28 protein-coding genes are annotated in these 26,939 nt (G+C 70.6%); 13 read left to right on the top strand and 15 right to left on the bottom strand.

What is annotated here, in order from left to right; all coding sequences use genetic code 11:
- Positions 1-43: 43 nt before the first annotated feature.
- A complete protein-coding gene (locus ACFQ9V_RS17410; protein ID WP_382460377.1) occupies positions 44-2,884 on the bottom strand; it encodes a discoidin domain-containing protein in 2,841 nt (946 codons plus the stop codon).
- 214 nt (positions 2,885-3,098) lie between these two features.
- Between ACFQ9V_RS17410 and ACFQ9V_RS17405 the strand changes: the two genes are divergently transcribed.
- Positions 3,099-4,172 (top strand): alkene reductase, encoded by a 1,074-nt coding sequence (locus ACFQ9V_RS17405; protein ID WP_382460376.1) that lies wholly within the window; start codon positions 3,099-3,101, stop codon positions 4,170-4,172.
- A gap of 6 nt (positions 4,173-4,178) precedes the next feature.
- On the opposite strand, the gene ACFQ9V_RS17400 is transcribed toward ACFQ9V_RS17405, so the two are convergent.
- The 4 genes from ACFQ9V_RS17400 to ACFQ9V_RS17385 all read right to left on the bottom strand — a co-directional run bounded on the left by ACFQ9V_RS17400 (position 4,179) and on the right by ACFQ9V_RS17385 (position 6,430).
- Positions 4,179-4,433 (bottom strand): Smr/MutS family protein, encoded by a 255-nt coding sequence (locus tag ACFQ9V_RS17400; protein ID WP_382460375.1) that lies wholly within the window; start codon positions 4,431-4,433, stop codon positions 4,179-4,181.
- A gap of 36 nt (positions 4,434-4,469) precedes the next feature.
- A complete protein-coding gene (locus tag ACFQ9V_RS17395) occupies positions 4,470-4,697 on the bottom strand; it encodes an RNA-binding S4 domain-containing protein (RefSeq protein ID WP_382460374.1) in 228 nt (75 codons plus the stop codon).
- Between the two features lie 47 nt (positions 4,698-4,744).
- Entirely contained in the window at positions 4,745-5,119 is a 375-nt protein-coding gene (locus tag ACFQ9V_RS17390; protein ID WP_382460373.1) for a hypothetical protein, read from the bottom strand.
- A gap of 198 nt (positions 5,120-5,317) precedes the next feature.
- Complete coding sequence (locus tag ACFQ9V_RS17385; RefSeq protein WP_382460372.1) at positions 5,318-6,430, bottom strand: hypothetical protein; 1,113 nt, start codon at positions 6,428-6,430, stop codon at positions 5,318-5,320.
- A gap of 322 nt (positions 6,431-6,752) precedes the next feature.
- Here ACFQ9V_RS17385 and ACFQ9V_RS17380 point away from each other — a divergent pair, with 322 nt between their 5' ends.
- On the top strand, positions 6,753-6,962 hold the full coding sequence (locus ACFQ9V_RS17380; RefSeq protein ID WP_382460371.1) for a hypothetical protein: 210 nt from the start codon (positions 6,753-6,755) through the stop codon (positions 6,960-6,962).
- A gap of 44 nt (positions 6,963-7,006) precedes the next feature.
- Here the strand turns inward: ACFQ9V_RS17380 and ACFQ9V_RS17375 are convergent, their stop codons facing one another.
- Both ACFQ9V_RS17375 and ACFQ9V_RS17370 read right to left on the bottom strand, forming a co-directional pair.
- A complete protein-coding gene (locus ACFQ9V_RS17375) occupies positions 7,007-8,638 on the bottom strand; it encodes a glucoamylase family protein (protein WP_382460370.1) in 1,632 nt (543 codons plus the stop codon).
- A 147-nt stretch (positions 8,639-8,785) separates the two neighbouring features.
- On the bottom strand, positions 8,786-9,337 hold the full coding sequence (locus ACFQ9V_RS17370; RefSeq protein WP_382460369.1) for an RNA polymerase sigma factor: 552 nt from the start codon (positions 9,335-9,337) through the stop codon (positions 8,786-8,788).
- Positions 9,338-9,750: 413 nt separating this feature from the next.
- Between ACFQ9V_RS17370 and ACFQ9V_RS17365 the strand changes: the two genes are divergently transcribed.
- Positions 9,751-10,029, top strand: a complete 279-nt coding sequence (locus ACFQ9V_RS17365; protein WP_382460368.1) for a hypothetical protein — start codon at positions 9,751-9,753, stop codon at positions 10,027-10,029.
- The gene (locus tag ACFQ9V_RS17360) at positions 10,026-10,253 is read left to right on the top strand and encodes a hypothetical protein (RefSeq protein WP_382460367.1); all 228 of its coding nucleotides are present in this window, start codon (positions 10,026-10,028) and stop codon (positions 10,251-10,253) included. Before ACFQ9V_RS17365 ends, ACFQ9V_RS17360 begins: the two co-directional genes overlap by 4 nt.
- Positions 10,254-10,395: 142 nt before the next feature.
- Here ACFQ9V_RS17360 and ACFQ9V_RS17355 read toward each other — a convergent pair whose 3' ends face one another.
- Positions 10,396-11,418: a LacI family DNA-binding transcriptional regulator gene (locus ACFQ9V_RS17355; protein WP_382460366.1), complete on the bottom strand. Its 1,023-nt coding sequence runs from the start codon at positions 11,416-11,418 to the stop codon at positions 10,396-10,398.
- A 100-nt stretch (positions 11,419-11,518) separates the two neighbouring features.
- Between ACFQ9V_RS17355 and ACFQ9V_RS17350 the strand changes: the two genes are divergently transcribed.
- The 3 genes from ACFQ9V_RS17350 to ACFQ9V_RS17340 are packed head-to-tail and all read left to right on the top strand — an operon-like array spanning position 11,519 to position 14,831.
- Positions 11,519-12,469, top strand: a complete 951-nt coding sequence (locus ACFQ9V_RS17350) for a nucleoside hydrolase (RefSeq protein WP_382460365.1) — start codon at positions 11,519-11,521, stop codon at positions 12,467-12,469.
- A complete protein-coding gene (locus ACFQ9V_RS17345; protein WP_382460364.1) occupies positions 12,466-13,899 on the top strand; it encodes an MFS transporter in 1,434 nt (477 codons plus the stop codon). Before ACFQ9V_RS17350 ends, ACFQ9V_RS17345 begins: the two co-directional genes overlap by 4 nt.
- Positions 13,896-14,831 carry a ribokinase gene (locus ACFQ9V_RS17340; RefSeq protein WP_382460363.1) on the top strand — a complete coding sequence of 312 codons (936 nt, stop codon included), beginning with the start codon at positions 13,896-13,898 and terminating at the stop codon, positions 14,829-14,831. The genes ACFQ9V_RS17345 and ACFQ9V_RS17340 overlap by 4 nt, the downstream gene beginning before the upstream one ends.
- Before the next feature lie 84 nt (positions 14,832-14,915).
- On the opposite strand, the gene ACFQ9V_RS17335 is transcribed toward ACFQ9V_RS17340, so the two are convergent.
- A complete protein-coding gene (locus tag ACFQ9V_RS17335) occupies positions 14,916-15,536 on the bottom strand; it encodes a trimeric intracellular cation channel family protein (RefSeq protein WP_382460362.1) in 621 nt (206 codons plus the stop codon).
- Between the two features lie 75 nt (positions 15,537-15,611).
- Here ACFQ9V_RS17335 and ACFQ9V_RS17330 point away from each other — a divergent pair, with 75 nt between their 5' ends.
- Positions 15,612-16,556 carry a nucleoside hydrolase gene (locus ACFQ9V_RS17330; protein ID WP_382460361.1) on the top strand — a complete coding sequence of 315 codons (945 nt, stop codon included), beginning with the start codon at positions 15,612-15,614 and terminating at the stop codon, positions 16,554-16,556.
- Between the two features lie 13 nt (positions 16,557-16,569).
- Here ACFQ9V_RS17330 and ACFQ9V_RS17325 read toward each other — a convergent pair whose 3' ends face one another.
- Positions 16,570-17,142 (bottom strand): TetR/AcrR family transcriptional regulator, encoded by a 573-nt coding sequence (locus ACFQ9V_RS17325; RefSeq protein ID WP_382460360.1) that lies wholly within the window; start codon positions 17,140-17,142, stop codon positions 16,570-16,572.
- 90 nt (positions 17,143-17,232) lie between these two features.
- On the opposite strand from ACFQ9V_RS17325, the gene ACFQ9V_RS17320 reads away from it, so the two are divergent.
- Positions 17,233-17,667: a hypothetical protein gene (locus tag ACFQ9V_RS17320; RefSeq protein ID WP_382460359.1), complete on the top strand. Its 435-nt coding sequence runs from the start codon at positions 17,233-17,235 to the stop codon at positions 17,665-17,667.
- Between the two features lie 52 nt (positions 17,668-17,719).
- On the opposite strand, the gene ACFQ9V_RS17315 is transcribed toward ACFQ9V_RS17320, so the two are convergent.
- Entirely contained in the window at positions 17,720-18,163 is a 444-nt protein-coding gene (locus ACFQ9V_RS17315) for a VOC family protein (protein ID WP_382460358.1), read from the bottom strand.
- Positions 18,164-18,469: 306 nt separating this feature from the next.
- Between ACFQ9V_RS17315 and ACFQ9V_RS17310 the strand changes: the two genes are divergently transcribed.
- The gene (locus ACFQ9V_RS17310) at positions 18,470-18,862 is read left to right on the top strand and encodes an SHOCT domain-containing protein (protein WP_382460357.1); all 393 of its coding nucleotides are present in this window, start codon (positions 18,470-18,472) and stop codon (positions 18,860-18,862) included.
- A 139-nt stretch (positions 18,863-19,001) separates the two neighbouring features.
- Here ACFQ9V_RS17310 and ACFQ9V_RS17305 read toward each other — a convergent pair whose 3' ends face one another.
- A complete protein-coding gene (locus tag ACFQ9V_RS17305) occupies positions 19,002-19,961 on the bottom strand; it encodes a diacylglycerol/lipid kinase family protein (protein WP_382460356.1) in 960 nt (319 codons plus the stop codon).
- Positions 19,962-20,054: 93 nt separating this feature from the next.
- Between ACFQ9V_RS17305 and ACFQ9V_RS17300 the strand changes: the two genes are divergently transcribed.
- Together ACFQ9V_RS17300 and ACFQ9V_RS17295 are read left to right on the top strand one after the other, a co-directional pair.
- Entirely contained in the window at positions 20,055-20,735 is a 681-nt protein-coding gene (locus ACFQ9V_RS17300) for a GNAT family N-acetyltransferase (protein ID WP_382460355.1), read from the top strand.
- Positions 20,736-20,739: 4 nt separating this feature from the next.
- A complete protein-coding gene (locus tag ACFQ9V_RS17295; RefSeq protein ID WP_382460354.1) occupies positions 20,740-21,339 on the top strand; it encodes an N-acetyltransferase in 600 nt (199 codons plus the stop codon).
- 338 nt (positions 21,340-21,677) lie between these two features.
- Here ACFQ9V_RS17295 and ACFQ9V_RS17290 read toward each other — a convergent pair whose 3' ends face one another.
- From ACFQ9V_RS17290 to ACFQ9V_RS17280, 3 genes are all read right to left on the bottom strand, one after another.
- Positions 21,678-22,865 carry an alkaline phosphatase family protein gene (locus ACFQ9V_RS17290; protein ID WP_382460353.1) on the bottom strand — a complete coding sequence of 396 codons (1,188 nt, stop codon included), beginning with the start codon at positions 22,863-22,865 and terminating at the stop codon, positions 21,678-21,680.
- 129 nt (positions 22,866-22,994) lie between these two features.
- Complete coding sequence (locus ACFQ9V_RS17285; RefSeq protein ID WP_382460352.1) at positions 22,995-23,942, bottom strand: alkaline phosphatase family protein; 948 nt, start codon at positions 23,940-23,942, stop codon at positions 22,995-22,997.
- A gap of 55 nt (positions 23,943-23,997) precedes the next feature.
- A complete protein-coding gene (locus ACFQ9V_RS17280; protein ID WP_382460351.1) occupies positions 23,998-25,086 on the bottom strand; it encodes a LacI family DNA-binding transcriptional regulator in 1,089 nt (362 codons plus the stop codon).
- A gap of 165 nt (positions 25,087-25,251) precedes the next feature.
- Here ACFQ9V_RS17280 and ACFQ9V_RS17275 point away from each other — a divergent pair, with 165 nt between their 5' ends.
- Positions 25,252-26,907, top strand: coding sequence for an ABC transporter substrate-binding protein (locus ACFQ9V_RS17275; RefSeq protein WP_382460350.1), 1,656 nt, complete (start codon positions 25,252-25,254; stop codon positions 26,905-26,907).
- The last annotated feature ends 32 nt before the right edge of the window (positions 26,908-26,939 follow it).

The raw sequence follows: 26,939 nt of genomic DNA, 5'->3' as shown, positions 1-26,939 counted from the left end.
CCGGGCTGCTGACAGCGAGCCCGGGGCCAGTCCTTCGTTGTCCCTAGTGCGTGGACGGGTTGGTGGTCCCGCCGCCTGCGTATTCGGTGAGGACCAGAGTCTGGTCGGAGGCCGACGACAGCCCCTTCGCTGCGGCCTGGTCCCAGGAGCGCTGCGGGGTGGTCTGCACGCTCGAGTTGTCGAATCCGAGCACCAGACCGCTGTAGCGGTTCACGAGGCGCACGCCGCCCGTGGCGTCGCCCGTCGTCGCCGAGGTGTTCGGCACGACGAACCACTGCTGTCCGACATCCGGAGCGCCCTTCGGCGAGAGCGCGAGCTTCGCACCCCAGGCGCGGCCGGCCGTGGACGACGAGTCGACGCCGAGGAGATCGCCGGCGTGGTCGGCCAGGGTGTAGGCGCCATCACCCGTGGGGGCGAACGTCCACGTCCCCGACGCCTGATTGACAGCTGCGGCGCTTCTCAGCTTCCCGCTCTTCCCGTCGACGCCCAGCAGCCGTCCGTCGCCGTTCGCGATGGTGTACTGCTTGGCGGTGTCGACGGCGGCGGCCGGCTTGTCGACGTCGATCGTGACGTTCGCGTACTGCGCCGCGGAACCGTTCATGCAGCCGAACGAGCAGTACGAACGGAACGACTTGCCGACGACGGCCGAACCGGTCTTGTTGGCCGGGTCGATGAACCAGCGGTACCAGGACGCGGTCGTGTAGCTCTTTCCGGTATCGCCGAGCTTGAACCACTGCTGGGTCGCGAGGCTCTTCGTCGCGTAGAACTCCTGAGGCGCGGCGCCCGATTGGTCCGGGTTCTGCGGCTCGCCGATGTAGAGGCCGAGATAGGCGTCGTAGGTGACGTCCATGACGAACAGCGGCGATGTCGGGGGCATCTGGCCGTTCTTGATCTGCTGCTGGGCGCTTCCCGGGGTCGTCGGGTTGTACTCCTTGTCCGGCGCGGTATAGCCCGTGGTGCTGCTGGCCGTGACCGGAGTCATGTTGCTCTCCTTGCCGCCGACCCCCGGCTGCGTCCAGGCGCCGTCGTACCACTTCTGCCAGGATCCCGTGGCCATCTTGCCGGAGATCGGAGCGCGGGCGACATGCTCGTAGAACGCGACCCACCCTCCGCCCTTGTTGACCACGCGGGATCCGTAGAAGGAGTAGAAGTATCCCGAGGCGTAGTCGACATACAGTCGCGGGTCGCCGTCACCGTAGTAGTACGTCTGCTGCGGGAACGCGGCGGTGTCTCCGCGCACAGTGCTGTACGGCGAGGTGATCGCGTGCCCGGGGATGCTCCAGGTCTTGCCCTGGTCCTTCGACACCGCATAGTCGATCGAGTCGTAGTGGAGACCGTCGGCGAACGGCTCCGGCGTGAACTCGTTGTGGACCAGTCCGTACCAGTCCCCGGTGTCCGGATCGACCCAGACCTGGGTCAGGTCGCAGTAGTTCGCCTCGGAGTGGCTGGTCGACCCGGGAGCGACCGTCGCCTCCTTGCCGGTCGGGCTGTTGTCGCAGAGCGCTGTCGTGTCCGGGTTGGTTCCTGCGCTGTTGATCGCCTGGTCGGCGGTGGCATCGTCGATGTTCGTCCCGGTGTAGAACGACCACGCTCGCGGGTCCGTCTTGGAGTAGAGCGAGTGCGCCTCCTCGAAGTGGTAGGTCCCGTCCTTGTCCAGGTAGCTGCTCGCCGAGGTGTCGTCGGGATAGTTCCAGTCGTTCGAATCGATCGAGGTCGTCTTCACCGTGTACGGCGAGGGAGGTCCCGGCGGAGTGGCCGGCGCCGGTGTGGTGTCCGAATCGGTCGAGTAGGCGACGAGCTCTGACGCCGAGGCGTTGCGCGAACCGTTGATCGAGTCCTCGGCATCGAACCGGACGTAGCGTGCCGTGACCGGGTTCGCGAAGGTGACGTACTGGAGCTGGGTGTCGCTCGTGGGTTGCGCGAAGGTGGCTGTCCCGGCGAGCGTCCATCCCGCCGCGTTGGGATCCTGCGCGGTCGTCGCGTCGTTCGTGGTGTAGACCTTCACGTCCTTGACAGGACCGTTGCTCTGCACCTTCACCGAGTATCCGAGCCCGGTGAGGGTGAAGGATCCTCCCACGTCGAAGGTGACCCAGTGCGGGAAGTCCGGCTGCGGGCTCGCGTTCCACAGGCTGGCCCACTGGGTCGCGTAGTTCTGGTCGAACGCGGACGCGGCGGAGCCGTCACCGCTGTCGGCCGCTTGAGAGTCTTCCCCGACCACGCTGTACTGCGAGTTCGTGATGGCTTTGCCGGCCGGCTGTCCGGCGATGCTGTCCGTGCTGTAGACGACGAGCTCCGAGGCCGATGCGTTGTCGGACCCGTTGATGGAGTCGAGCACGCGGAACTGGACGTAGCGGGCGGTGACCGGCTGGGCGAACGTCACGTACTGGATCTGAGTGGCGCTCGTGGGTTGCTGGAAGGTCGCCGTTCCCGACGGAGTCCAGCCCGTGCTCGTCCCGTCCTTGGCGACGGCGGGGTCGTTCGTGGTCAGGACCTCGACGTCCTTCGCCGGACCGTTGCCCTGCACCTTGACCGAATAGCCGAGACCGGTCAGCGTGTGCTCGGCCCCGATGTCGAACGTCAGGTAGTGCGGCATCGGGTCGGGGGAGCCACCGTTGTAGTTCGACGCCCACTGAGTCGAGTAGTCGCCGTCGAAAGCACCGGCGGCGGTTCCGTCGAGAGACGGGGGAGCGGGATACGGCGCCGACTCCGAGTCGAAGCCCAGCAGGGTGTATTGCGAGCTCGGCACCGCGCTGCCGGGAGGAGCCGCAGTGTCGGCGCTCGCCGGTGCGGAGGGCACGGCGGTGGCCGCGAGCAAAGCGAGGACGACGGCGCCGAGAACGGCGGCTCGCGATCTCCGATGGTTGGGGGGTTTGGTTGCGCTCATGGGCCTACCTTCTCTACGTCATCGGGGGAGGGACAGGTGTGTCACGATACGCGAATGATCAGCGATAACGCTAGTTAATTCAAGGAAGCAGCGACCTTTTTGTTATCGCTAACTAAACACCGATGGAATAGAGCAGGCGCGAGCTCTGTTCGGCTCAGAGGCTGCGCCCGACCGCGCAGCCGCTCCGCGTCCGCACACAGAAAGGCATGCCTCGATGGATCTGTTCTCCCCCGTTTCGCTCGGCGACCTCCACCTTCCCAACCGCGTCGTGATGGCGCCGCTCACCCGCACGCGTTCGGGTGAGGCCGGCATCCCGGGGCCGCTGGTGGCGGAACACTACGCGCAGCGGGCGAGCGTGGGCCTGATCATCACCGAGGGGACCTACCCGAGCCACGAGTCGCGGGCGTACCCTGGCCAGCCCGGCATCGTCACGGACGAGCAGATCGCCGGCTGGCGCGCCGTCGCCGACGCCGTGCACGCCAAGGGCGGCCGCATCGTCATGCAGCTCATGCACAGCGGCCGTGTCTCGCACCCGCTGATCAACGGGACGGACCGCGTCGTCGCGCCGAGCGCCGTCGCGATCGACGGTGAGACGCGCACGACGACCGGGAAGGTCGCCTACCCGGTGCCGCACGCGCTCACCACCGAGGAGCTCGCGACGGTCCGCGACGAGTTCGTCACCGCGGCCAGGAACGCCATCGCCGCCGGCCTCGACGGGGTGGAGGTGCACGGCGCCAACGGCTACCTGCTGCACCAGTTCCTCTCGCCGGTCTCCAACGTCCGCGACGACCAGTACGGCGGGTCCCCAGAGGCGCGGGCGCGCTTCGTGGTCGAGGTGACCTCGGCGATCGCGGAGGCCGTGGGCGCCGGGCGGGTGGGCATCCGGCTGTCGCCGATGCACAACATCCAGGACGTCTTCGAGACCGACCTGGGCGACGCCACCGCCACCTACGAGGCCGTGGTCGACGGGCTCGCGCCGCTCGGCCTCGCCTACGTGAGCGTTCTGCACAGTGAGCCAACGGGCGCTCTCGTGCAGGACCTCCGCGAGCGCTTCGGCGGCCCGTTCATCGTCAACAGCGGGTTCAGCTCGGTCACCTCGCGCGACGAGGCGATCGCGCTGGTCGAGGACTCGCACGCGGACGCCGTGGCCGTCGGCCGGCTCGCTATCGCCAACCCCGACCTAGTCGAGCGGTGGAAGGGCGAGCACCCCGAGAACCAGCCCAACGCGGCGACGTTCTACGGGGCCGGAGCCGAGGGCTACACGGACTACCCGCGCCTGAGCGCGTAGGCGGCGCTACTTCCAGCGGAAGTGCACGAACACCCGGCCGAAGTTCTTCGAGTCCTTCTCGACCCGGTGGTACTGGGCCTTGACCTCCGGCTGGTCGAGGAAGCGCAGCACGCGCTTCTTCAGCGCGCCGGAGCCCTTCCCCGGGATGATCTCGACCAGCGGGGCCTTCTTCGCGATGGCCTCGGCGATGATCCCGCGCAGTGCGCGATCGATGTCGCCGCCGCGGTTGTAGATGTCGTGCAGGTCGAGCGTCAGCTTCATCTGCTCATCCTGCACCCGTGCGGGCTGTGTCCGTGCTCACGGGCAGACGCGGACGAGGTGACCCTCGAAGCCGACGATGTCGCCGACCTGGAGCTGCCGTCCGCGCCTCCGGTCGACCTCGCCGTTCACGGTCACGTAGCCGTCGATGATGGCCTCCTTCACGTTCCCGCCGGAGTCGAGGAGGCCGGCGAACTTCAGGAACTGCCCGAGGCGGATCATGTCGCCGCCGATCGAGATGTCGTCTGCGCGAGGCTGGTTCGTCATCCTCAGTAGAGTAGCGCCCCCCGCTACTCCCCGGAGAGTAGCCGCACCTACTCCACCGGCCGGATGACAGCGTTCGCGGGCCGGAAGAGGATGGGCCGGAACGTTGCGATCCGTCCAGTGAAAGGGACTCCCATGTCCGCTGTGCCCACCTCTCCCGCGCCTGCCGCGGACCTCGTCCGCCGATCCCGGGAGGCGTTGAGCGCCCTCGCCGTCCAATTCCTGCTCGGGATGGGCGCGAACCTCCTCGGCAGCCCGGAGGAGAACGTCGGCGCCGCGCGCGTCGTCGCGGGCATCGTCCTCGGCCTCCACGCGCTCGTCGGGATCGGGGTCATCGCCGTGTCGGTGCGGGTCTGGCTGACCGCCCGCCGTGAGCGCGTCGCCCAGCGGGTCGCGCTCGCGGCGTTCGTCGTGATCGTGCTCACCTTCCTCGTCGGGGTCGGCACGATGATGTCGGGCAGTGCGTGGCTGTCGTTCCTGATGTCGGCCGGCTTCGTCGCGGCCGCGGTGCTGTACGTCGTGGTCGCGCCCGGGCGCCGGCTCAGCGGGTGTCGGTCGTGCGCTGAGGAGACTCACTCCTCCTGGCCGGAGCGGTGTCCCGACCAGGAGGAGCGCAGGTGCGACTACTGGTCGCCCTGGTCGCCCTGGTCGCCCTGGTCTTCGCCGTGCGCGGCGCTGGTGAACAGCAGGCCCTTCGGCGTGACCGAGCCGAGGCCCGGGATCGCGGTGAGCGAGCCGTCGGTCAGGCCGAGGCGCGCGAGCGAGGTCGGGCCGCTGTCCGGGGTGATGGTGGAGACGGCCTCGCCCGGCGTGAACGGTCCCGTGATCTCGTCGACGGCGTTGTGCGTCGGGTCGGTGGCCCACAGGGTGCGGCGCGACGCGGTCGCGAAGGCCGTGTCGTCGAGCGGCTGGGCGACCGAGAGCACCTGGATGCCGTGGCCGGCCGCGCCCTCCCGCACGGACGGGTTCAGGAACAGCAGCTGCTGGTCGCCCTGCGAGTCGAGCATGAACGAGCCGCCGAAGCGGGCGCTGGAGCGGGGCACGATCGTGTTGGAGTCCGGGTCGGTGAGGGCGAGCTGGACCGGCTTCCCGGCCGTGGCCGCGTTGGCGCTTGTGGCGACGCTGTTGTCGAACAGCACGGGGCTGAGCACCGCGTTCCCGCCCTTCAGCGCCACCCGGTAGGCGGCGGGCCCGTTCGGGACGGTGGGGTTGGAGGCGCTCACGATGATGGAGCCGTGCGAGACCGAGATCGCGTCCGTCCCGCCGCCGTGCGTGAGGCCCTGGTAGCTGTAGCGGGTCGCGGCGGTGGAGCGCGCGGGGTCCAGGGTGAGGAAGCTGGAGTTGCCGTCCTCGTTGGCCGTCAGCAGCAGCCGGTGGTGCTCGGGGTCGGCGGTGAGGCCGTCCACCTTGCCGGTGACCGACCACGACCGGCCCGCGACGCCGGCGAGGCTGTACTGCTGAATCGTGGAGGCGGTCGCCCCGGACGGAGCGGCCTCCCCCATCGGACCGACACCGTTCTGGAAGGTGACGTAGATCGAGTCGCCGAGGCGCGTGATGTCGTCCGGGCCGGTCTCGGCGCCGACGGCGGGGAACGAGCGGACCGAGAACGACGAGTGCGCCGGCGCGGGCGACGGGGAGGCTGCGGCGGGCAGCGCGGCGCCGGCGACGGCGGTGGTCGCGGCGATTCCGGCGACGAGGAGGCAGGCGCGAGTGCGCGAGAGCGCGGGGAACGACATGGGGATTCCTTTCGAGGGCATGACGGTGTCCGGGGGAGACGCCTCCACGGTAGGCAGGGTGTCCCCCTCTCACGGGCCCCCATCGGGTGAACAGGTGGGAAACGCGGCTGAGGAAGCTCAGAGGAATGGGGGTGTGGTGGGCGGGCGGCGTGACGGATTGTGGCGCGGCGAATGCGTGGTTATCCTGTGAAATCTCAGGTGTTATACCTGTGGTGTCATTTCTCGATGATGAGATAGGAGAACGTTTCTCAATGAAAGACCACGACCGGCGTCGAGGTGGCCTTCGCCGGGTTCATCTGCTGGGCGCAGTAATGGACCCGTCGTGAAGACAGTGGAGCGAGTGGTCGCGTTCACGACCGGGGCCATCGCGGGTGCGGTCGTCGCGCTGCTCGTCACGGGGCTCATCCTCGGCGGCCCGCTTTACGGATCGAGCTGGCCCATCGCGCTGGGAAGCGTCGGCATCGGCGCGGCGCTCCTCTGGTGGAGGGTTCGGTCGCACGCCGAAGCCGAATCCGGCGGGCACGACACCTAAGCGCAGATGTGCCCCTGGCGCCGAGCACCAGGGGCACATTCCGGTTACTTCAGCGTCATCGTCTCCATTCCCAGATACGTCTTCGCCGCCCACGACGCGGGGTCGTTCGCGAAGTGCTGGCGGATGGCGCCGTTCTGGAGGGCGTTGTCGAGCGACATCATGATCATCGACTGGTCGAGCACGAGGCGGCGGTGGCCGATCGAGCCGGTGGCCGGGTTGACCGCGTCGTAGAAGCCGCCGTCCTGCGTGTAGATGCCCGGGTAGAGCGTGCGCAGCTTCTGGATGTTCGCGTACGCGTCCTGCGGGATCACGCCGAGCGCCGTGAAGGAGGCGTGCGGGGTGACGACGTCCTCCGTCGAGCAGCCCGGGCACTGGGCGAGCGCCTGGCCGGCCGGGAACTTCTGGCCGGTGGCGCCGTAGATGCCGTAGCCGCCGGTGTCGTCAGCGGTGCTCGACGGCGACATGCCCCAGACCGGGTAGCCGAGGGTCTGAGTGGCGTACTTCTCCTGCACCTGCGCCGTGCGGACGTCCGCGAGGCCGAAGCCGTTCTGGCCCCAGGTGGTCTCCGGGACGATCTCGTTCGCGAGCATCGCCTCGAACATGCCGCCGCCCCAGGTCGGGAGGAAGGTCATCGAGGTGCCGGGGTAGGTGTAGTGGCCCTCCCAGACGTTGAAGACCTTGCCGCTCTGCGGGTCGGTGTACTTCTGCCAGGCTCCGCCGACGGGCCACTGGCCCTGCCACGAGAAGTCGGGGTCGGTGCTGCACTGCTTCGGCGGGAGGGTGCGCCAGGTGCGCCACCAGACGTCGCCCGGCATCTGGTGGAGGCCCATCCCGATGTACATCGCGATGCGCGGGTCGCTGTAGATCGCGCCGTTGTGGTAGCCGGCCGGGCCCTGTCCGGCGTAGTAGCCGCCGTACATCTGACCGGTCGGCTGATTGCCGGCGATGGCCGGGTTGGTGTTGCAGGCGGTCTGCGCCCGGTTGTCGTAGAAGATCGAGAAGTCCATCGGGGAGATGAGCGCGTCGATCTGCTTACGCAGCTCGGGGAGGGCTTGGCGCGCGACCATCAGGCCGGACGCGTACCAGCCGTTGTCGACCGCCGAGAGGAACGAGCAGTTGTCCTGCTGCGGGGTCGTCTCGGTGGAGCAGTCGGCGGCGCCCGGGTTGAGGATGGTGTGTCCGTTCGTGGTGTCGTACCACTGGAACAGGAAGCCGTGCGAGCGCTTCAGGGTGGCCACGGTGTCGAGCGTGGAGGAGATCAGCGCGCGCTCCTGCGGCCGCTTGATGATGCCGAGGTCACCGGCGGAGACGACGGCCTCCAGGTAGGTGCCGATGTTCGCGGCGGAGGTGTACTGCCCCCTGGTGGCGCCCGGCCCGAGGTTGTCGAGCGGGAGGTGGGTGGTGGGGTCGGTGTCGTTCTGGAAGAACGTCCAGGTGTCTTTCGCGACCTGGAGGAGGCTCGCCTTCTGGGCCGGGGTGAGCGCCGCCTGAGCGCTCATTCCCTGCATGCCCTGGGCGGCTGCGCTCGGTGTGCCGGGGCTCGGTGTGCCGGGCGCCGTCGTCGCGAACGCGGTCTGCGCGGTCGCGAGCGACGCGACGGCGAGGACCGCAGCTGCACCGGCCCGCACGATCGCGGTGGCGCGGCGCGAACGCCGCGGCGGATGGGATCTGGTCATGGGACGGTCTCCGTTTCGTGTCATCGTCGACAACTGCTCGCACGGGAACGCACTCCCGCAGAGCGATCACCCCGCGAACCGTATGCGCATACATTCGATCGCGCAAGACCCTGGGACGAGGAGATCCGGAAGGGCCGCCCCGGCCGCTCAGGCGGCGAGCTGGGCGACCCACGCGCGGCGCAGGCCCTCGCGCGCCCGGTAGGTCAGGGCGGCGGCCGCGTTCGGAGAGATGCCCAGCATGCGGGCGACCTCCTTCGGAGTGAGCTGCTCCACCTCGCTGTACCAGAGGGCGCTGCGCCACCGCTCCGGCAGCGAGCCGAGCGCAGCGGCGACGCGCGAGCGCTCCCAGACCACGTCCTGGTGGTCGTCGGTCCACGGCTCCTCGCGGTACTCGCCCGGGTCCTCGACGGCGACCTCGTGCCGGGCGGAACCCCACCCGGCGGCCGCGTTCCGGATCGTGGTGTACAGGTAGGCGCGGAAGCCGCGGACCGGGCCGTTGCCGTTCCGGAGCGCCCGGAAGATCCGGGCGAACGCCTCCGCCACGAGGTCGTCGGCGTCGAAGGCGGAGGTCACGGAGGCCGCGAACCGGCGCCCGGCGGCGGAGTGGCGGCGCCAGAGCTCGGCGAACGCTGCGTTGTCGCCTTCCCGGCTGCGGGCGACGAGCTCGTCGTCGACGGTGGTGTCTGCGTACGGGCGCATGGCGGTTCCTTCCGGGGACGGCCGCGCACGCCAAAGGGAGGCCGCCCCGACGATTCGGGAGAGGGCCGCCCTCCGCTGCGGAGGGGTCCGGATCGGGTGCCGGATCGGGTGCTCCGCGGGGCGGGCGGCTTCGGGATGGAAAGAACCTAATTTCCGTGCGGGTGCGCTCGAAAGCCGATCCGGGACAGCGGAATGGCCGGTTTCGGACACGGCGATCCACGGCGATGCGGATCGCTAGACCGTCTAGCTACATGAACTTCTAGATGTTCGATTGCCACGCCGCTATCAGGGCGAAGGATGCGAATCAAGCCCCCAGGCAAAACTTGCTGAGACGGGTGAATAGCTAGAAGCTCTAGGTAATTCATCACTCACTGCACCAGACTCACTGCACCAGTCCGGCCGAAGGGAATGCCATGACGATCGCGGTTAAGGCGGCACGACCGCTTCCGCACCGCTCCGGCCAGAGCGAGCACCTCGCGTGGCACCAGCCGGTGCCGGGGCTCTGGGTCGGCGAGACCCCGTCCGCCTACCTCGGCATGATCGAGCAGACGGACTCCGGCTTCATCGCCTCGGCCGGCGACGGCCGGACGCTCGGCGCGTTCACCGTTCTCGCCGAGGCCAAGCTCGCTGTCTACGCGAACTGGTTCCGGCCGCAGAAGACGGGGCTCTTCGGCTGGCTGCGCCGCGCATGACCGACGATGCAGACGAGGTCGTGACCGACTGGAGCGAGCTGCTCCCGAAACGCGCCTACGTCCTCCGTTCGCCCTCCGGCGACGACCTGCTCTCCACCTACGGCGGTCCGGGCGAGCAGTCGGGCTCCGCCGTGTTCTTCGCGCACTCCCCGGAGGACGACGGCGAGCTCACCATCGCCCCGGGCGACGGCTGGACGGTGCTGCGCAGCGTTCAGGAGGCCTAGGACCACCCCGTGAGCGCGGTGGCGGAGGGCAAGGCCCAGCTCCGGAAGGCCGCCCGCACGGCGCGCCTGGTTCGCGCGGTTCTGAGCGGCCTGGCGCGGTTCTGAGCCGCCATCAGCCGCCGAAGCTCTGGCCGGCGTGCGGTCAGCCGGTCGACGCGCGCACGACGAGCTCGGCCGGGAGCTCGTGGATCTCCGGTGCGTCGCCGCCCTCGATGAGCGACAGCAGGAGGCGCGCCGCGACCGAGCCGAGCAGGTCGCCCGGCAGGGCGACGCTGGTCAGCGCAGGGGCCGTGACGGACGAGGCGGGGAGGTCGTCGAAGCCCGCGACCGCGATGTCCTCCGGGACACGCAGGCCCGCCCGCGCGCACGCGGCGAGAATGCCGTGGGCGAGGGTGTCGGAGGCCGCGATCACCGCGGTGGCGCCGGCGGCCCGCCAGCCGGGGAGGGCGGCCTCGGTCGCGGCCATCGCCTCGGCGATGTCCGGGCGGCTGCGGACCTGCGGCGTGGTGAGCAGCGTCATCCCGCGCCGCGTGGCCTCCTCCTCCAGCAGGGTGCGGCGCAGCTCGTAGGTCGCGGCCGGGGTGGAGCCGTCCAGGTAGCCGATCGTGGTGTGGCCGCGGTCGGCGAGGTGCGCGATCAGCGCGCGGACGCCGGAGGCGAGGTCGTAGTTGACCGTCGGCGCGCGGTCCTGGAGGCCGGGCGCGTCCAGTAGGACGAGCGGCACCCCCGCGGGGGCGTCGTCCAGGAACGCCACCGTCGGAGCCGACACGAGCAGGCCCGCCGGTCGCAGCGCGGCGAGCCGGTGGACGTCGGCGACGGTCGGCTGCTCGCCGGTCGGCGACGCGAAGAGCAGGAGCTGGAAGCGCGCGCCGAGGGTCTCCTGCACCGCGTTGATCACCCGGCCGAAGAACGGGTTCGGGAGGTCGGGGGCGAGCATCACGACCACGTCGCTCGTGCCGCGGGCCAGCGCGCTCGCGGTGCTGTCGACCACGTAGCCGAGCTCCCGGACGGCGGCGCGGACGCGCTCCGCGTTCTCGTCGGAGATGCGGCCGCGGTGCTTGCCGTTGACCACGAGGGACACGGCCGCGATGCTCGTGCCCGCGCGCTCCGCGACCATCGCCGCGGTCACCCGCTTGCGCGGCGGGGGAGGGGGCGGCGTCGACACCCGCCCATGATACCGAGGGCGGCTCCGGTTGCGCGTCAAGCGCTTTAGGTTTATCGTGTCAAACGTTTTACGTTCCCCGAAGAAGCGGAGGCTCCACCCGATGGAGAAGATCATCCTCGACTGCGATCCCGGTCACGACGACGCGATCGCGCTCATGCTCGCCCACGGAAACCCGGAGATCGAGCTGCTCGCCGTGACGACCGTCGCCGGCAACCAGACCCTCGACAAGGTCACCCGCAACGCGCTGTCCGTCGCGCGCGTCGCCGGGATCGTCGGCGTCCCGTTCGCGGCAGGCGCCGACCGACCGCTGGTGCGGCCGGTCGAGGTCGCGCCGTCCATCCACGGCGAGTCCGGCCTCGACGGGCCCGTCCTCCCCGAGCCGCTGATCGAGCTCGACGCGCGGCACGCGGTCGACCTCATCGTGGAGACGGTGATGGCGCACGAGCCGGGCACCGTCACGCTCGTCCCGACCGGCGCGCTGACCAACATCGCGCTCGCCGTCCGTCGCGAGCCGCGGATCGTGGAGCGCGTCAAGCAGGTCGTCCTCATGGGCGGCGGCGTCCACGTCGGCAACTGGAGCCCGGTCGCCGAGTTCAACATCGTGATCGACCCGGAGGCCGCGGACATCGTCTTCAGCGCCGGCTGGAAGGTCGTGATGGTCGGCCTCGACCTGACGCACCAGGCGCTCGCGACACCGGAGGTCCGCGAGAGCATCGCCGCCGTCGGCACCGCCCCCGCGCGCTTCGTCGGCGAGCTGCTCGACTTCTTCGGCCGCACCTACTCGGAGGCGCAGGGCTTCGACAGCCCGCCCGTCCACGACCCGTGCGCGGTCGCTTACGTGATCGACCCCACGATCGTGCGCGCAGAGCGGATGCCCATCGCGATCGAGACCCAGGGGCGCCTGACCACCGGGATGACCGTGGCCGACCGCCGCGGGCCGGTGCCGGACGACTGCGTGACCTGGGCCGCCCTGGAGCTCGACCGCGACCGGTTCTGGGGTCTGGTCGTGGACGCGCTGGAGCGCATCGGCGACCCGGAGGCCGTCGCGTGACCGCCCCCGTCGTCACCTCCGCCCCGACCGGCCGCCCGGTCCGCATCGCCGCCCTCACCGCGGCCCTGCTCGCCGCCTGCGTCGCGTTCCAGCTCAACGCGAGCATGCTCAGCCCCGTCCTCGTGACGATGGCGCGCGAGCTGCACAGCGACGACGCCACCATCGGCCTGTCGCAGACCCTGTTCTTCACGGTCGCCGCGGTGTTCTCGCTGTTCCTGCCGCGGCTCAGCGACATCGTCGGCCGCAAGCGCGTCCTGCTCGGGATGCTCGCGGTCATGTTCGCCGGAAGTGTGATCGCCGCGCTCGCCGTCAACGTGGAGATGCTCTTCGTCGGCCGCATCGTGCAGGGCGTCGCCGGGCCGGTCGTCCCGATCTGCCTGCTCATGCTGCGTTCGGAGATCTCCGACCCGCGCCGCTACGGCGCCGCGATGGGCCTCCTCACCGCCGTCAACGGCGGCATCGCCGGCATCGACGCGATCGCGGGCGGCTGGCTCGCGACGGCCTTCGGCTTCCGTTCGGTCTTCTGGGTGATCGCCGCCGTCACGGTCGTCGCCGTGGTCATGCTCGCCGCGTGGGGCGTCGATTCCCGGCCGTCCGCTGGCGTGCGGATGGACTGGTGGGGCGTGCTCCCGCTGGCCCTCTCGCTCGCTGCGCTGCTGACCGGCCTCAACGAGGCGGGCAAGCTCGGCGCCGCGAACTGGCCGCTCGTCATCGGGGCGCTGCTGGTCGCCGGGCTCGCGTTCGCCGCGTTCTGGGCCATCGAGAACCGCCGGAGCGAGCCGCTCATCCCGACCCCGCTGCTCAAGCCGCGGTCCACCTGGGCGCTGCTGCTCACCACGCTGCTGACGATGACCGGCGTCTTCGCCGTCGTCAACGGCCTGGTGACCTCCATCGCGCAGAACCCGGACGCCGGGTTCGGGATGGCGCCCGACCTCGCCTCGCTCGCCTTCCTCACGCCGTACGCGCTGGTCGGCTGGGTGGTCGGCCCGCTCGCCGGGCGACTCGCCCCGACGCTCGGCTACCGCCGCATCCTCCGGATCGGCCTCGCCGGCAGCGTGATCGGGACGCTGATCATGGCGTTCGTGGGCGTGCACTCGCTCCCCGTGCTGATCGCCGCCACCGTGCTGCTCGGTATCACGTACGCGGGCATCGCGAACATCATGCTGAACGGCCTGGGCATCGTGCTCTCGCCCGCAGCGAACCCCGGCTTCCTGCCCGGACTGAACGCGGGCGCGTTCAACCTCGGCGCCGGGCTGAGCTTCGCGCTGCTGCCCGCGATCCAGATCGCGGCAGGCGCGACGGGACACTCGACGACCGGATACTCTGCGGGGATGATCCTCGGAGCTGTCATCACGGCCGCTGCGCTCGCCGTGTCGTTCCTGATCCCGCGCCCCGCCTCGGCCGAGGTGGCGCAGGAGGCCCGGCGATGAGCACCGGCAGGATCGTCGTCGTCGGGTCGCTGAACGCCGACCTGGTCGTGCGCACCGAGCGCTTCCCCCGCGCGGGCGAGACCGTCTCCGGAGGCGACCTGCTGGTCGGCGCAGGCGGCAAGGGCGCCAACCAGGCCGTCGCCGCCGGCCGGATCGGCGGCGACGTCGCGATGGTCGGCGCGGTCGGCGCGGACGCGAACGGCGAGCTGCTGCGCTCGGCGGTGGCCGCAGCGGGCGTGGACACCTCCCACGTGACCGTCCGGGACGGCGTGGCGACCGGCACGGCGCTCATCACCGTGGCCGCGGACGGCGAGAACACGATCGTGGTCTCCGCCGGCGCCAACGGCTCGCTCGCTCCCGGCGACCTCGCGGACAGCGTCTTCGACGGCGCGGCCGTGCTCGGCCTCTGCCTGGAGGTGCCGGCCGCGACCGTGCGGGCGGCCGCCGAGCGCGCCCGCGCAGCCGGCGCGACGGTCGTGCTCAACCCGTCGCCGTTCGGGGAGGCGGCGCGCGACCTCGTCCCGCTCGCCGATGTCCTGCTCGTCAACGAGGGCGAGGCGGAGGCGCTGCTCGGCCTGGCGGAGGGCGCGGTCGCGTCCGCCCCGGCCGCCGTGCGCGACGGGTTCGCCGCGCTCGGGATCGCCCGCGCCGTCGTCACCCGCGGGGCCGACGGCTGCCTCATCGTGGACGGCGACGCGGAGCCCGCGCACGTGGCCGCGGTGCGGGTCACGGCGGTCGACACGACGGGCGCGGGCGACGCCTTCATGGGGTCGCTGCTCGTCCGGCTGGCGGAGGGCGACGCGCTGGTGGACGCCGCACGGTTCGCGGTCGGTGTCGGCGGCTACGCGGCCGCGCATCCCGGCGCCCAGGCGTCGTACCCGGATCCCGCCCAGCTCGCGTCGTTCCTGGCGCAGCGCCCCGCCGACGCCTGACCCGCGCGGCGCCGAAGGGCACGCAAACGCCCCTAAAACGCCGTTTTAGGGGCGCTTACGTGCCCCTCGACGGAGGGCTGAGTCTCAGACCGTGTGGCGCGACACCGCGGCGAGCGGCACGTGCCAGCGGAACCGCAGCGACAGCATCCGGAAGGCGAACACCAGTGCGGCGGCCGCGGTCTCTGTCCACGGGTTGTACCCGCCCACGCTCCACACCACCGCGATGACCGCCGCCCCGAGCATCGCCGGAACGGCGTAGAGGTCGTGCGGGTCGAAGAGCTGCGGGTCGCGGTTGGCGACGACGTCGCGGAGGAGCCCGCCGCCGACCGCGGTGGTCACGCCGAGCACCGCCGCGGCGACCGGATTGGCGCCGCGCTCGAGCGCGATGACGGTTCCGGTGACGCAGAACAGCGCCAGGCCGCCGCCGTCGAACACCAGCAGGGTGCGCGGGAACCGCGCCACCGAGCCGGACAGGAAGTAGACGAGGATGGCGGCCACGACTGGCGGAGCCAGGTAGACCGGGTTGGCGAACGCGTTCGGGGTCACGCCGAGGATGACGTCCCGGATCACGCCGCCGCCGAGCCCGGTCAGCGATCCGAGCAGCAGCGAGCCGACGACGTCGAACCCGCGACGCGCGGCCAGGAGGCTGCCGGAGATGGCGAAGAAGAACGTGCCGAGGAGGTCCAGGACGATGGGCACCGACATCAGGCCACCCTCTCACGGAACGCGGCGCCGGGCGTCGGCGAGCGGCGCAAGCCCCGGACAGGGGAGAATCCTGTCATGCCCTTCCCTCTCTACTTCGACTGCGACACCGGCGTGGACGACGCCGTCGCCCTCGCGTATCTGCTGAGCTCCCCGGAGGTCGCGCTCGCCGGCATCGGCACGGTCAGCGGCAACGTCAGCGCGGCGCAGGCGGCCGACAACACGCTGCGCCTGCTGGCGCTGGCCGAGCGGGACGTGCCGGTGGCGGTCGGCGAGCACCACCCGATCGCCGGGACGTTCCACGGCGGTGCGCCGCACGTGCACGGCGCCAACGGCCTCGGCGGCGTCGACCTCCCGGCCGCTGCCGCCGCCCCCGTCGCCGAGGACGCGGCCGACATGCTGCTGCGCCTGTCGCACGAGCACGACGGCGTACTCGAGATCCTCGCCGTCGGGCCGCTCACCAACCTCGCCCGCGCCCTGGAGCGCGACCCCGCGCTGCCCGGCCGGATCGCGAAGGTCACGATCATGGGCGGCGCCGCGCTCGTCCCCGGCAACATCACGCCGGTCGCCGAGGCGAACATCGGCAACGACGCGGAGGCGGCGCGGGCGGTGATCGCCGCGGAGTGGCCGATCGTCCTGGTGCCGCTGGACTCCACGATGGACAACGTGCTCGAGGAGGCCGACCGGGTCCGCCTGGTGGAGGAGGGCGGCCCGCTGGCCAGTGCGGTCGGGCGGATGCTCGACCACTACTTCGACTTCTACGTCACCGAGTACGGCCGCCGCAGCAGCGCCCTGCACGACCCGCTGGCGGCGGCCCTCGCCGTCGGCGGCGTCCGCGCTGTGGTCGCGCCGGCCGTCCCGGTGGAGGTCGACGCGACGAGCGGGCCCGGCCGCGGCCAGACGATCTGCGACCTGCGCGGGCAGCGTCCTGGACCCGTCGACAGGCCAGGCGCGCACGTGCGCGTCGTGCTGCGGACCGAGCCGGACCTAGCCCCTCACCTCCTGGAGCGGGTGCTCGGCTGATCCTGGCTCCGGGTCAGTCGCCGCCCGGTTCGCTGAGCGCCCGCACGTGCGCGATCAACTGCCCCGCCACCGCCTCGAACGGCTCGATGCTGGACTGCGCGCGGCTGAGGATGACGCCGCCCTCGCTGCCCGCGACGAGCGTCACGGCCGCGCCGCCCGCAGCGTCGGCCGGCACTCCGCCCAGGGTCAGCAGCTCCGCGAGGAGGTCGGCCCAGCCGCGGAACACCGCGCCGGACTGCTCGAGCAGGTCGTCGGAGTCCGCGGCCACCGCGACGGCGACCGCCGAGCAGCCGATCGTGAAGTGCGAGGCCAGCAGGAGCCGTCGCCACGCCCCCAGGAACGTCGCGGCGACCTCCACGGCGGGCAGGCCGCGGGCCGACTCGATGACCGCGATCGACCTCGCGCGCTGGAGGTCGAGCGCCTGCGCGACCAGGCTCGCCTTGCCGCCGGGGAAGTGGTGGTAGATCGACCCGCGCGGCGCGCCGGTGAGGGCGAGCACCTCGGAGAACGACGTCTCCTGGAGGCCCTTCTCGGCCAGCAGCCTGGCCGCGCCCTCGATCATGCGCGCCTTCGCGTCCGAGACCATCCGTGGACCTTTCTGTCGAGAACCCTTGACTATGACGCTCATCATAATCCACACTGGACCCGCAGCCCCGGAACCGAGGAGATGAGTCCCATGCCCATGATCGACGTCTACGCGACCGCCGGCACCTTCGCCGACCCGCACACGCTCGCCAGGACCCTCGCCGACACCCTCAAGGTGATCGAGCAGGTGCCCGACATCCCGATGTTCCGCAAGAACACCGCCGCCTTCGTCCACGAGCTCCCGGACGGAGCGCTCTCCAATGTCGACGGGGACTCGAACTACGTGCGCGTCCAGGTGCTGACCAACGCCGGGGCGCTCGACCGGCCGAAGCAGCTCGCGGTGGTCGAGCAGTTCGCCGCGATCGTCGCGGAGGCCGCGGGCGACCCCACCCTGACGGAGCGCACCTGGGTCCTCCTCACCGAGGCGGTCGAAGGCGGCTGGGGCCTCGCCGGCCACGCCAACACCAACGAGGAGCTCATCCAGGCCGCCCGAGCCCAGATCGCCGCCCTCCAAGCAGGCAACTGACCGGCGAGATGTGACTAATCGCGGGAATCCACCGGCCGATTCCCGCGATTACTCACGTCTCGGTTCGTGTGAGGTCCTGGGCGAGCATGACGAGGATGCCGCTGGGGCCACGGAGGTAGGTCAGCTTGTAGATGTCGCCGTAGTTGGCCACGCCGCGGAGCGGGTGGCACCCGTGCCGGGCCGCGACCTCGAGAGCCTGCTGGATGTCGTCGACCTGGAACGCGATGCGGTGCATGCCGATCTCATTCGGGAGGGTCGGCTCGGTCTCGATCGCGTCGGGGTGGAGGTACTCGAACAGCTCCAGGCGGCCCTGGCCGTCCGGGGTCTGCAACATCGCGATGTTCGCGTGGTTTCCGTCGAGCCCCACGGCGGTGTCCGTCCACTCGCCGCTGACCGTGTCGCGGCCGACGACCTCCAGTCCGAGGTCGGTGAAGAAGGCGATCGTGGCCTCCAGGTCGCGGACGGCGATGCCGACGTTGTCGAGTGTGATGGGCATGCGTCGCATGGTACCCACCACTGCTCGGACGAGCGTTCGCGCGCGACCCCGGTACGTCCGCGGAAACCCCCGTAACAGCGGGAATCCGGCGGCCGCGCGCGAACTCAGGTCAGGCATCGTCGCTCGACTCGTTGGCTCGCGGTGGTGCCTTCGGCTGCATGATGCCTCCAAAAAGTGCACTTGGCAACAGCGGGTTTTCGGCGGGCCTCCGCGGCCGGATTTGACCTCTTGCCGAGCCGGGGCGCGGCGTCGTACCGTTCGGCCACACGAGGCGATCATCGTTCTCGTCAACCGATCGGAGTCGCCGTGACTTTCTGGGATTTCCTCGTCTGGTCGTTCTGGTTCTACCTGGTGTTCGTGTGCATCACGATCTTCATCCGGGTGTTCATCGACCTCTTCCGCGACCCAGAGCTCAACGGCTGGGCCAAGGCGCTCTGGTGCGTCTTCCTGGTGGTGGTGCCGTTCCTGGCCGCCTTCATCTACCTGATCGCCCGTGGCGGTCGCATGGCACAGCGCAGCGCGGCGGGCTCGATGCAGGCCCAAGCCGAATCGGCGGACTACATCCGTTCCGTGGCGGGGACGGGGACGACCTCCCCCGCCGCGGAGATCGAGTCGGGCAAGCAGCTCCTCGACGCCGGCACGATCACGCCGGCCGAGTTCGAGGCGCTCAAGGCCAAGGCGCTCAGCGGAGCTGCCTAGTCCGAACGCAGCAGGGCCCGGACGCACCAGAGCCCGACCGATCGCTCGGCCGGGCTCTGGCGTGTTTTCCCCATACCCGTAGCTACGGGGACCATCAGCATACGTCCGTCCGCCGCCCGCGTCACCGGGCGGGCGCCGCTCACTCGCGGGGAACGCGCACCCGCAGCGCGCCGGGATCGACCCGGACGCGCATCGAGGTCACCTCCCCGAAGAGGTCGCCGTCCAACTCGACCTGCTCCGGGCGGCTGGAGCTCAGCACGAGCTCCTTGCCCTTGAGGTAGTTCATCGCGTGCACCTCGCGGTCGTCGCGCATGAAGCGGCGGCCGACGCTGGTGCGGCGCAGCACGCCGTTCTCCCAGAAGATCTTGACGACGATGCGGGCCCAGCCCAGGATGCTCTCCGGCCGGAGCACCACGATATCGAGGATGCCGTCGTCCACCGCCGCGTCCGGGAGCAGCATGATGTCCGCCTGCAGCGACCCGCAGTTGCCGACCATGAGAGTGTGCGCGCGCACGGTGTGCGTGTGGCCGCCGTCGAGCTGGTACCGCAGCCGGAGCTCGTTCTTGTCGCGCAGCACCCGGCCCATCGCCTCCACGTACGCGACCCATCCCGCCTTGGCCTTGAGGTCGTCGTCGGTCGCCGCGATCATCTTGGCGTCGATCCCGAGCCCGGCCATGACCAGGAAGGCGCGGCTCTCGGTGCCGTCGCGGCCGTCGCGCAGCTCGGCGAGACCGACGTCGATCGCCCGGTCGGCGCCGTCGAACGCGGTGTCGAGGGCGTGCTCGACGTCGTCCAGGGTCAGCGAGAGGTTGCGGGCGAGGAGGTTGCCGGTGCCGGAGGGCAACAGCGCCAGGGCGGTGTCGCCGCCGCGCAGCTCCTCGGCGACCGTGCGCACGGTGCCGTCGCCGCCTGCCGCGATCACCACGTCCACACCCTGTTCCAGCGCCTGGCGGGTCTGGCCCGTGCCCGGGTCGTCTTCGGTCGTCTCCAGCCAGAGGGTGTCCTCCCAGCCGTGGCGGCGCTCGGCGGCCGCGAGGGCCTCCCGCAGCCGTTCCGGGTCGGTCTTCACCGGGTTGACCACGATCGCGGCCCTGCTCATCCGTCTCCCTTTCGCGTCGTGCTCGGGCGGCGCGACGCTGACCCAGACAGTACGCCTCCGTGGGCAGGCGTGTGCGAGGCTGAGGGGATGCACGTGCTCGACGACCCCGCCTGGAACGCCCTCACCGGTCCGCACGCCGCCCTCGCGCTCGGGGACGACCGCGCCCGCCGCTACCCGGCGGAGATGTCGCCGTTCGCGTCCGTCGCCGACCGGGGCAGCGTCGCGGACTGGGGCCGCCTGGCCGCGCTCGTCGGGCCGGGCGCGACGCTGGGCGTGTTCGCCGACACGGCGCCGGAGGGGTGGGAGGCCGTCGCCGGGTACGACTGCTACCAGTATGTGTTCGAGGGCGCTCACCTCCCCGCGCCGCCCGCGCTCGGCGACGACGCGCGCCTCGTCCCGCTCGGGGAGGGCGACGTGGCGGAGGCGCTCGACCTGGTCGAGCGCACCAGGCCCGGCCCGTTCCTCCCGCGCACGATCGACTTCGGCGGCTACCACGGCGTCCGCGTCGGCGACCGCCTCGCCGCGATGGCCGGCCAGCGGATGCGCCCCGACGGCTGGTGCGAGGTCAGCGCGGTCTGCTCCGACCCGGAGTGGCGCGGCCGCGGCTTCGCGGTCCAGGTCATGCTCGCCGTCATGCGCGGCATCCTCGACCGCGGCGAGCGGCCGTTCCTGCACGTCGAGACCGTGAACGAGCGGGCGGTCGCGGTGTACGAGCGGCTGGGCTTCACCCGGCGCAAGCGGATGACCGTGCTGGTCTGCCGGACGGCGGGCTGACCGCGTGCGGCTGACCGACCCGGCCGTGCCGATCCCGTCCGGCCTGCGGACGGCGGAGCTCGTCCTGCGCCCGATCACCGCGGACGACGCGCCTGACGACCACGCGGCCCTGATGGAGACGCGCGACGAGCTGCGGCTCTGGGAACAGTCCTCCTGGCCGGCCGACGACTTCACCGTCGCGGCGAACCGCGAGGACCTGGCCGGCCTGGAGCAGCGGCACCGCGAGCACAAGGCCTTCACCTACACCGTGCGCGACCCGGGCGACACCGAGTGCCTGGGCTGCGTGTACGTGTTCGACACGAGCGCGAAGTTCCTGGCGGCCTCGACCGTGACGGCGCTCGGCGACGACGCCTGGGCCTACGTGGAGGCCGTCGTCTTCTTCTGGGTGCGCCGCTCGCGCATGGCGGACGGGCTGGACGCCCGCCTGCTCGCCGCCCTGCGGGCCTGGTTCGCCGACGAGTGGGCGGTCGAGCGGACCGTGTTCGTGACGAACGAGCAGTTCGTCCAGCAGGTGGGGCTGATCGAGGAGGCCGGTCTCGCCCGCCGGTTCGAGTACCTCGAGCCGGGGAAACCGGGGCGGTACCTGGCATACGCGTGGTCGTAAATCCCCGAGCGTGTGAGTGGCGTCGGTTAGCGTTGCGCTGACGCTGGGCGCACGCTGCGCCCGCCGAGTTGCAGGATGGTGGATATCGCGATGGTCAGATACTCGCGTTGGATGATCGTGGCACTCTATTCCGTGGCAGCCGTATTCGGTGCGACCGCGGGGGTTCTCGCCGGCTTCGGAATCGTCACGCCGTCCTGGCTTCTCGTCGGTGGAACAACAGTTCCCGCAGTCAGTGCGACGTATTTGTGGATGTCAGGGAGTCCGAAGGACCGGGGTGAGCGTTGACCTCTGATGCGGCACGCTTGGATCGCCCGCCCCGCACTATGCCCGCTTAAGCCTCACGCCGGCGGCGCGACCGGCGCCTTCGGCGGCTTCGGGTTCACCTTCCCGTCGAGCGGCGCCGGCACCGTGCTGCCGTCGAGCGTCACCAGCGCCGGCAGCGGCTGCCCCAACGGCCCCGGCCACGGCTTGGGCGCCACCGGCGTCGGCCGCGGGCTCGGCGGGGCCGGCTGGGTGATCGTGCTGCCGGGAGCCGGCGGCACCGGCCTCCCGAGCCCCGGCTGCACCAGGTGGGCGAGCGAGGGGGCGTCGTCCACGCGCGGCACCCCGAACGTGCCGAGCCCGAGCAGGTCGCAGATCGTCTTCGGGATGGACGCGTGCGAGTGCCATTCCGGGTCGATCGCCTGGCTGACGGCGCCGCCGAACATGAGCAGCGGGATCCGCGAGCCCCCGATGACCTGGAAGCCGTCCGGGTGGAGCGCGTCCGGCGCCGTCTCGATCGCCGGCGTCGGTACCGAGTCGGCGTAGCCTCCCCAGTCGTCCCAGGTCAGGATGAAGACCGTCTCGTCCCAGCCGCCGCCGTCGATCACGGCTTGGACGCGCTGCCAGACCAGCCCCTGACCCTTGGTCACGTAGTCGGGCGCGGGTGTCGCCGGCGGGTGCTCGTCGTAGCCCGCGGGGGACCAGACGTAGCAGACGTCCGGCAGCGTCCCGCCCTTCGCCATCGGGATGAACTGCGACGGCGGGAACACCTCGCTCGACCCCGGCGCGGTGGACGTGGTCGTGTAGAACTTGACCGGGTAGCCGTCCTGGTCGGGGAACGCTCCCCAGCTCACGCCGGCCTTCTGGGCGACGCTGAAGATCGACGGGAGGTCCCACACCGGGTGGGCGCCCACGAACGGCGGGTTCTTGAGCGTCGGCATCTGCCCGCCGACGGCCAGCATGTGGCCGGGGGTGGAGTTCGACCCGGAGCCGAAGTGGTGGTCGCTGAACACGAAGTTCTTGGCGAGCCAGCTGTAATAGGGGATCACCTGGTCGTTGTCGAGCTGCATCGGCTCGGCGGGATAGTCGCCCATCGCCCAGTGCACCCACGCGTTCCGGTCGTGGGGTTGATCGAAGTCGGGGGCGCTGGTGCGCAGATTCCCGTTGTCGGCGACCTCGGCGCCCCACTCCGCGAGGGAGGGGAAGTAGAAGTCTGTTGTCTTGTTCTCCTGGATAAAGACGATCACGCGCTTCACCGCTGCCATGCGTCCCACCGAAGCACGTTCGACGCCCGACTGCAACGGAGGAGATCGGGCCGGGATGTGGGCCGGACACCTCCCTTGACTGCTGTTTCGGGGTGGGCGCGGGTAGACGTCCTCCTTTAGCTACGGGCCCTACCGCAGCATCCTTGTCATCGGTGCCGCCGCCGCGTCCTGGTTCGTCAGCGGCGGGAGCCCCCAGGCCTCCTCGATCGTGCGCAGCAGCGAATAGTGCGTGAACGGCGTCGCGACGACGGTGTGCGCTCGCGCCGCCGACCCGGCGAACACGCACGCGACGACGTTGTCCGACGCGTCGCCCTCGTCGAACGTCACCACCAGCAGCGAGCGCTGCGTCGTGAACGCCGGGGACGCCAGGATCGGCGGGACGTTCGCGCGGAGCCAGGCGTCGCCCGCCGCGACCGAGCAGTCGTGCATGTCGTCGCAGAGGTTCGGGCTGATGAAGGAGAACGCCGGGAGCGCCGACGCGAGGTCGCCGGCGAAGCGCGAGTACGGGACGTCGTGCGCGGCGCAGTAAGAGGAGGAGTCCGTCACGCCTGGGAAGTACAGGAATGGGTTGTGCTTCACGGCGTACACGCTCGTGTTCGCCGTCGTGCACGGCGACGGCATGCTCTCTGCGTACATCCGCCAGGAGCGGCCGGCGCGATCCAGCTCCTCGGCGAGGTTCGGGCCGGTGACCAGGCACGAGCCGCCGGGAGGGTTGCAGTCGGTCGTGATCCCCGCGGTCGTGCCGCTCGTGAGCGCCAGGTAGTTCGGGAGGCTCGGGTGCGTGATCGCGGAGTACGCGGTGGCGAGCGCCCCGGCCTGCGCGAGCGAGGTCAGGTAGGGGGCTTGCGGATCGCCGATGACGGATCCGGCCGGCTTGTTCTCGTCCACGATGACGACGATGTGCTGGATCGCGGTCGCGACGGCGGCCGGCGGGGTGGAGGGCGCAGGGCGCGTGGAGGACGGGGTCGTGGCGGGCGCGCCCGTCGGCGTCGGCGAGGGCGCGACGCCAGGCGCGCACCCGGCGAGGACGAGCACGCCGGCGAGCGCGCACGCCGCGGCCAGGGCCCTCCCGCTCATGGCAGCACCGTACGCCAGGCGCAGAAGGATCGGGCGACCCGATCCGGACCGCCGTTCAGCCCAGCGGCCCCTCGCAGCTCTCCCGCAGCAGCACCGTCACCGGCAGCTCCGTGCTGACCGGCTCCAGGTCGGGGTCGGTGAGCCGGGCGACCATCGCGCGCACCGCCGCGCGGCCGAGCTCCAGCATCGGCTGCATCACCGTCGTCAGCCGCGGCTCGGAGCTGGCGCCCTCGTCGATGCCGTCGAAGCCGGTGACGATGACGTCCTCCGGGACGCGCACGCCGGCCGTGCGCAGTGCGTCCAAGACGCCGAGGGCCATCTGGTCGTTGGCGCAGACCAGGGCGCGGGGGAGGCGGCCGCGAGCGATCAGGTCCTCGGCGACGGCGCGGGCGCGCTCGCGGGAGAACTCGCCGTGCAGCACCGGGAGCGCGGTCGGGTTGATGCCGCGGCCCTCCAGCGCGTCCGCGAAGCCGCCGTAGCGCTCGGCGTCGTCGGGGGAGTCGAACGGACCGGTGAGGTACACGGGGTCGCGGATGCCGTGGTCGTCGATCAGGTGCTCGGTGAGGGCGCGCATGCCCTCCCGGTTGTGCACGGTGATGTGGTCGAAGTGGTCGCCGCGGCGCTGCCCGGCGAGGTAGACGACCGGGATGGTGTCGCCGATCCGCCTCAGGACGTCGTCCGGTGCGCTCTGCGCGATGACGGCGAGGCCGTCGACCTTCCCTGCGAGATCGTTCAGCGTGAGCTCGAGTCCCTCGGGCGTCCGGCCGCGGCCGACGCAGATCATCAGCGAGAAGCCCTGCCGCCAGGCCTCCAGCTCGCAGCCGCGCAGCACCTCCTCGAAGTACAGGTTGGCCGCGTTGCCGTGGTCGGGCTTGGCGGGGTCGCGCCGGATCTCCACCGTGCCGGTGTCGCTGACCTCCGGGTCGCTGAGGTCCTGGACCGCGTCGACGCCGGGCAGGAACAGCCCGAGCACTCCGGTGCGGCGGGCCGCGAGACCGCGGGCGCTGCCGCTCGGCACGTACCGGAGCTCGCGCACTGCGGCGAGCACCCGCTCCTGAGTGGAAGCGCGTACATCGGAGGGTCGGGTGAGGACGCGGGACACCGTCGCGATGGACACTCCCGCGTGCGCGGCGACATCATACACCGTCGGTTTTCTCGCCACGTTTCCCCCCGAGTTCGTCTGTGAATCCGTTGCCAGGATCTCATTGTGGCACGAGGAAACTTGTTTCGGGTGGGGTTGAAAGACCTTTCGTATGCGCTTACAGTGGCGCACGCACCAAGTCATCGTCGACTGAAGGGACAACCCCCGATGAAAAAGTCCAGAACGCGCCTCCGGCGATCACTCGTCGCCCTCGCCGCCGCAGCATCACTGCTTGCGATGAGCGCCTGCAGCCTCCAGACCTCCGGGTCGAGCAGCAACTCGGGAGCCAGCGGCTCGCTGCTCTTCGGTGCGGACGGCGGAAACCCGACGTTCGTACGCAACTTCAACCCGTTCTCGCCGAACACGCGGACCGGCGCGCACTACATGTACGAGCCCCTCCAGGTGGTCAACTCCATCGACGGCAAGGCCACGCCGTTCCTCGCGACGGGCGACAAGGTCGTCGACCCGAAGACGATCCAGTACACGATCCGCCAGGGCGTGAAGTGGTCGGACGGCACGGCGTTCACCGCGGCGGACGTCGTCTACACCTTCGACCTCATCAAGAAGACCTCCGCGCTCGACCTGCTCGGCCAGTGGCAGAACATCGACACGATCAGCACGTCGGGCAACACGGTGACGTTCCACCTCAAGGCCGCGAACGTCCCGGCCGCCGGCATCATCGACCAGCAGATCATCGTGCCCCAGCACATCTGGAAGTCCGTGAAGGACCCGGTGACCTGGGCCAACGAGAAGCCGGTCGCCACCGGCCCGTACACGGTCGGCACCTTCGCTCCGAACCAGTACACGATGGTGAAGAACAACACGTACTGGCAGGCTGACAAGGTCGCGGCGGAGAAGCTGGTGCTGCCGGCCTCCAACACCGGCCTCCAGCTCGTCAAGGGCGGCTACGACTGGGCCTACTCGTTCATCGACAACGTGGACAAGACCTGGGTCGGCGCGAACAAGCAGCACAACAAGTACTGGTTCCCGCCCGGCGGCACAATCTCGCTGATGCCGAACCTGACCAAGGCCCCGTTCAACAACCTGGACTTCCGGACGGGCCTCAGCTACTCCCTCGACCGCGACAAGATCGCGCAGGACGCCGAGGAGGGCTACGTGAAGGCCGCCGGCCAGAACGGCCTCCTGCTGCCGAACGCGCAGCCGTGGCTGAACTCCTCGCTGCCGAACCAGGGCATGATCTCGCAGGACACCCAGAAGGCTCTCGCGTCGTTCGCCAAGGCGGGCTACACGCAGAAGGGCGGCAAGCTCGTCGACGCCGCCGGTCAGCCGCTCCAGCTCACGATCACCACGCCGAACGGCTACACCGACTGGCTGCGCGGCGTGCAGGCCGTCCAGCAGCAGCTGCAGGCGATCGGGATCACCGTCACGATCGACCAGCCGCAGCCTGCCGCCTACACCCAGGCGCAGAACAACGGCGACTTCCAGCTCCTGATGGGCGCGTTCGGCGGCGCCGGCAGCGTCTACCAGGACTTCAACACCCTGATGAGCAGCAGTTTCGTCAAGCCGGTCGGCACGTCGGCGTCCGGCAACTTCGAGCGGTTCAGCGACCCGCAGGCGGACAGCCTGCTGCAGCAGCTCCGCTCGGCCACCTCGACGAGCGACCAGAAGAAGTACATCGACCAGCTTCAGGAGGTCATGTACAACAAGATGCCCGTCATCAGCATGTTCTACGGCGGCCTGTGGGGCCTGTTCAGCGACAAGAGCTTCACCGGCTGGCCGAGCGAGAGCGACCCGTACGCGACCCCGGCCACCTGGACCGAGAACTCGCTGCTGATCCTCACCCACCTCACGAAGGCGAAGTGATCGCCGGCCGGTCGCGGGCGACGTCCGCGACC

The sequence above is a fragment of the Leifsonia sp. NPDC056665 genome (assembly GCF_042791795.1).
Lineage (GTDB): Bacteria > Actinomycetota > Actinomycetes > Actinomycetales > Microbacteriaceae > Leifsonia.
Note: the sequence above shows the minus strand (reverse complement) of the source record. Positions and strands in the feature narration are given on the sequence as shown.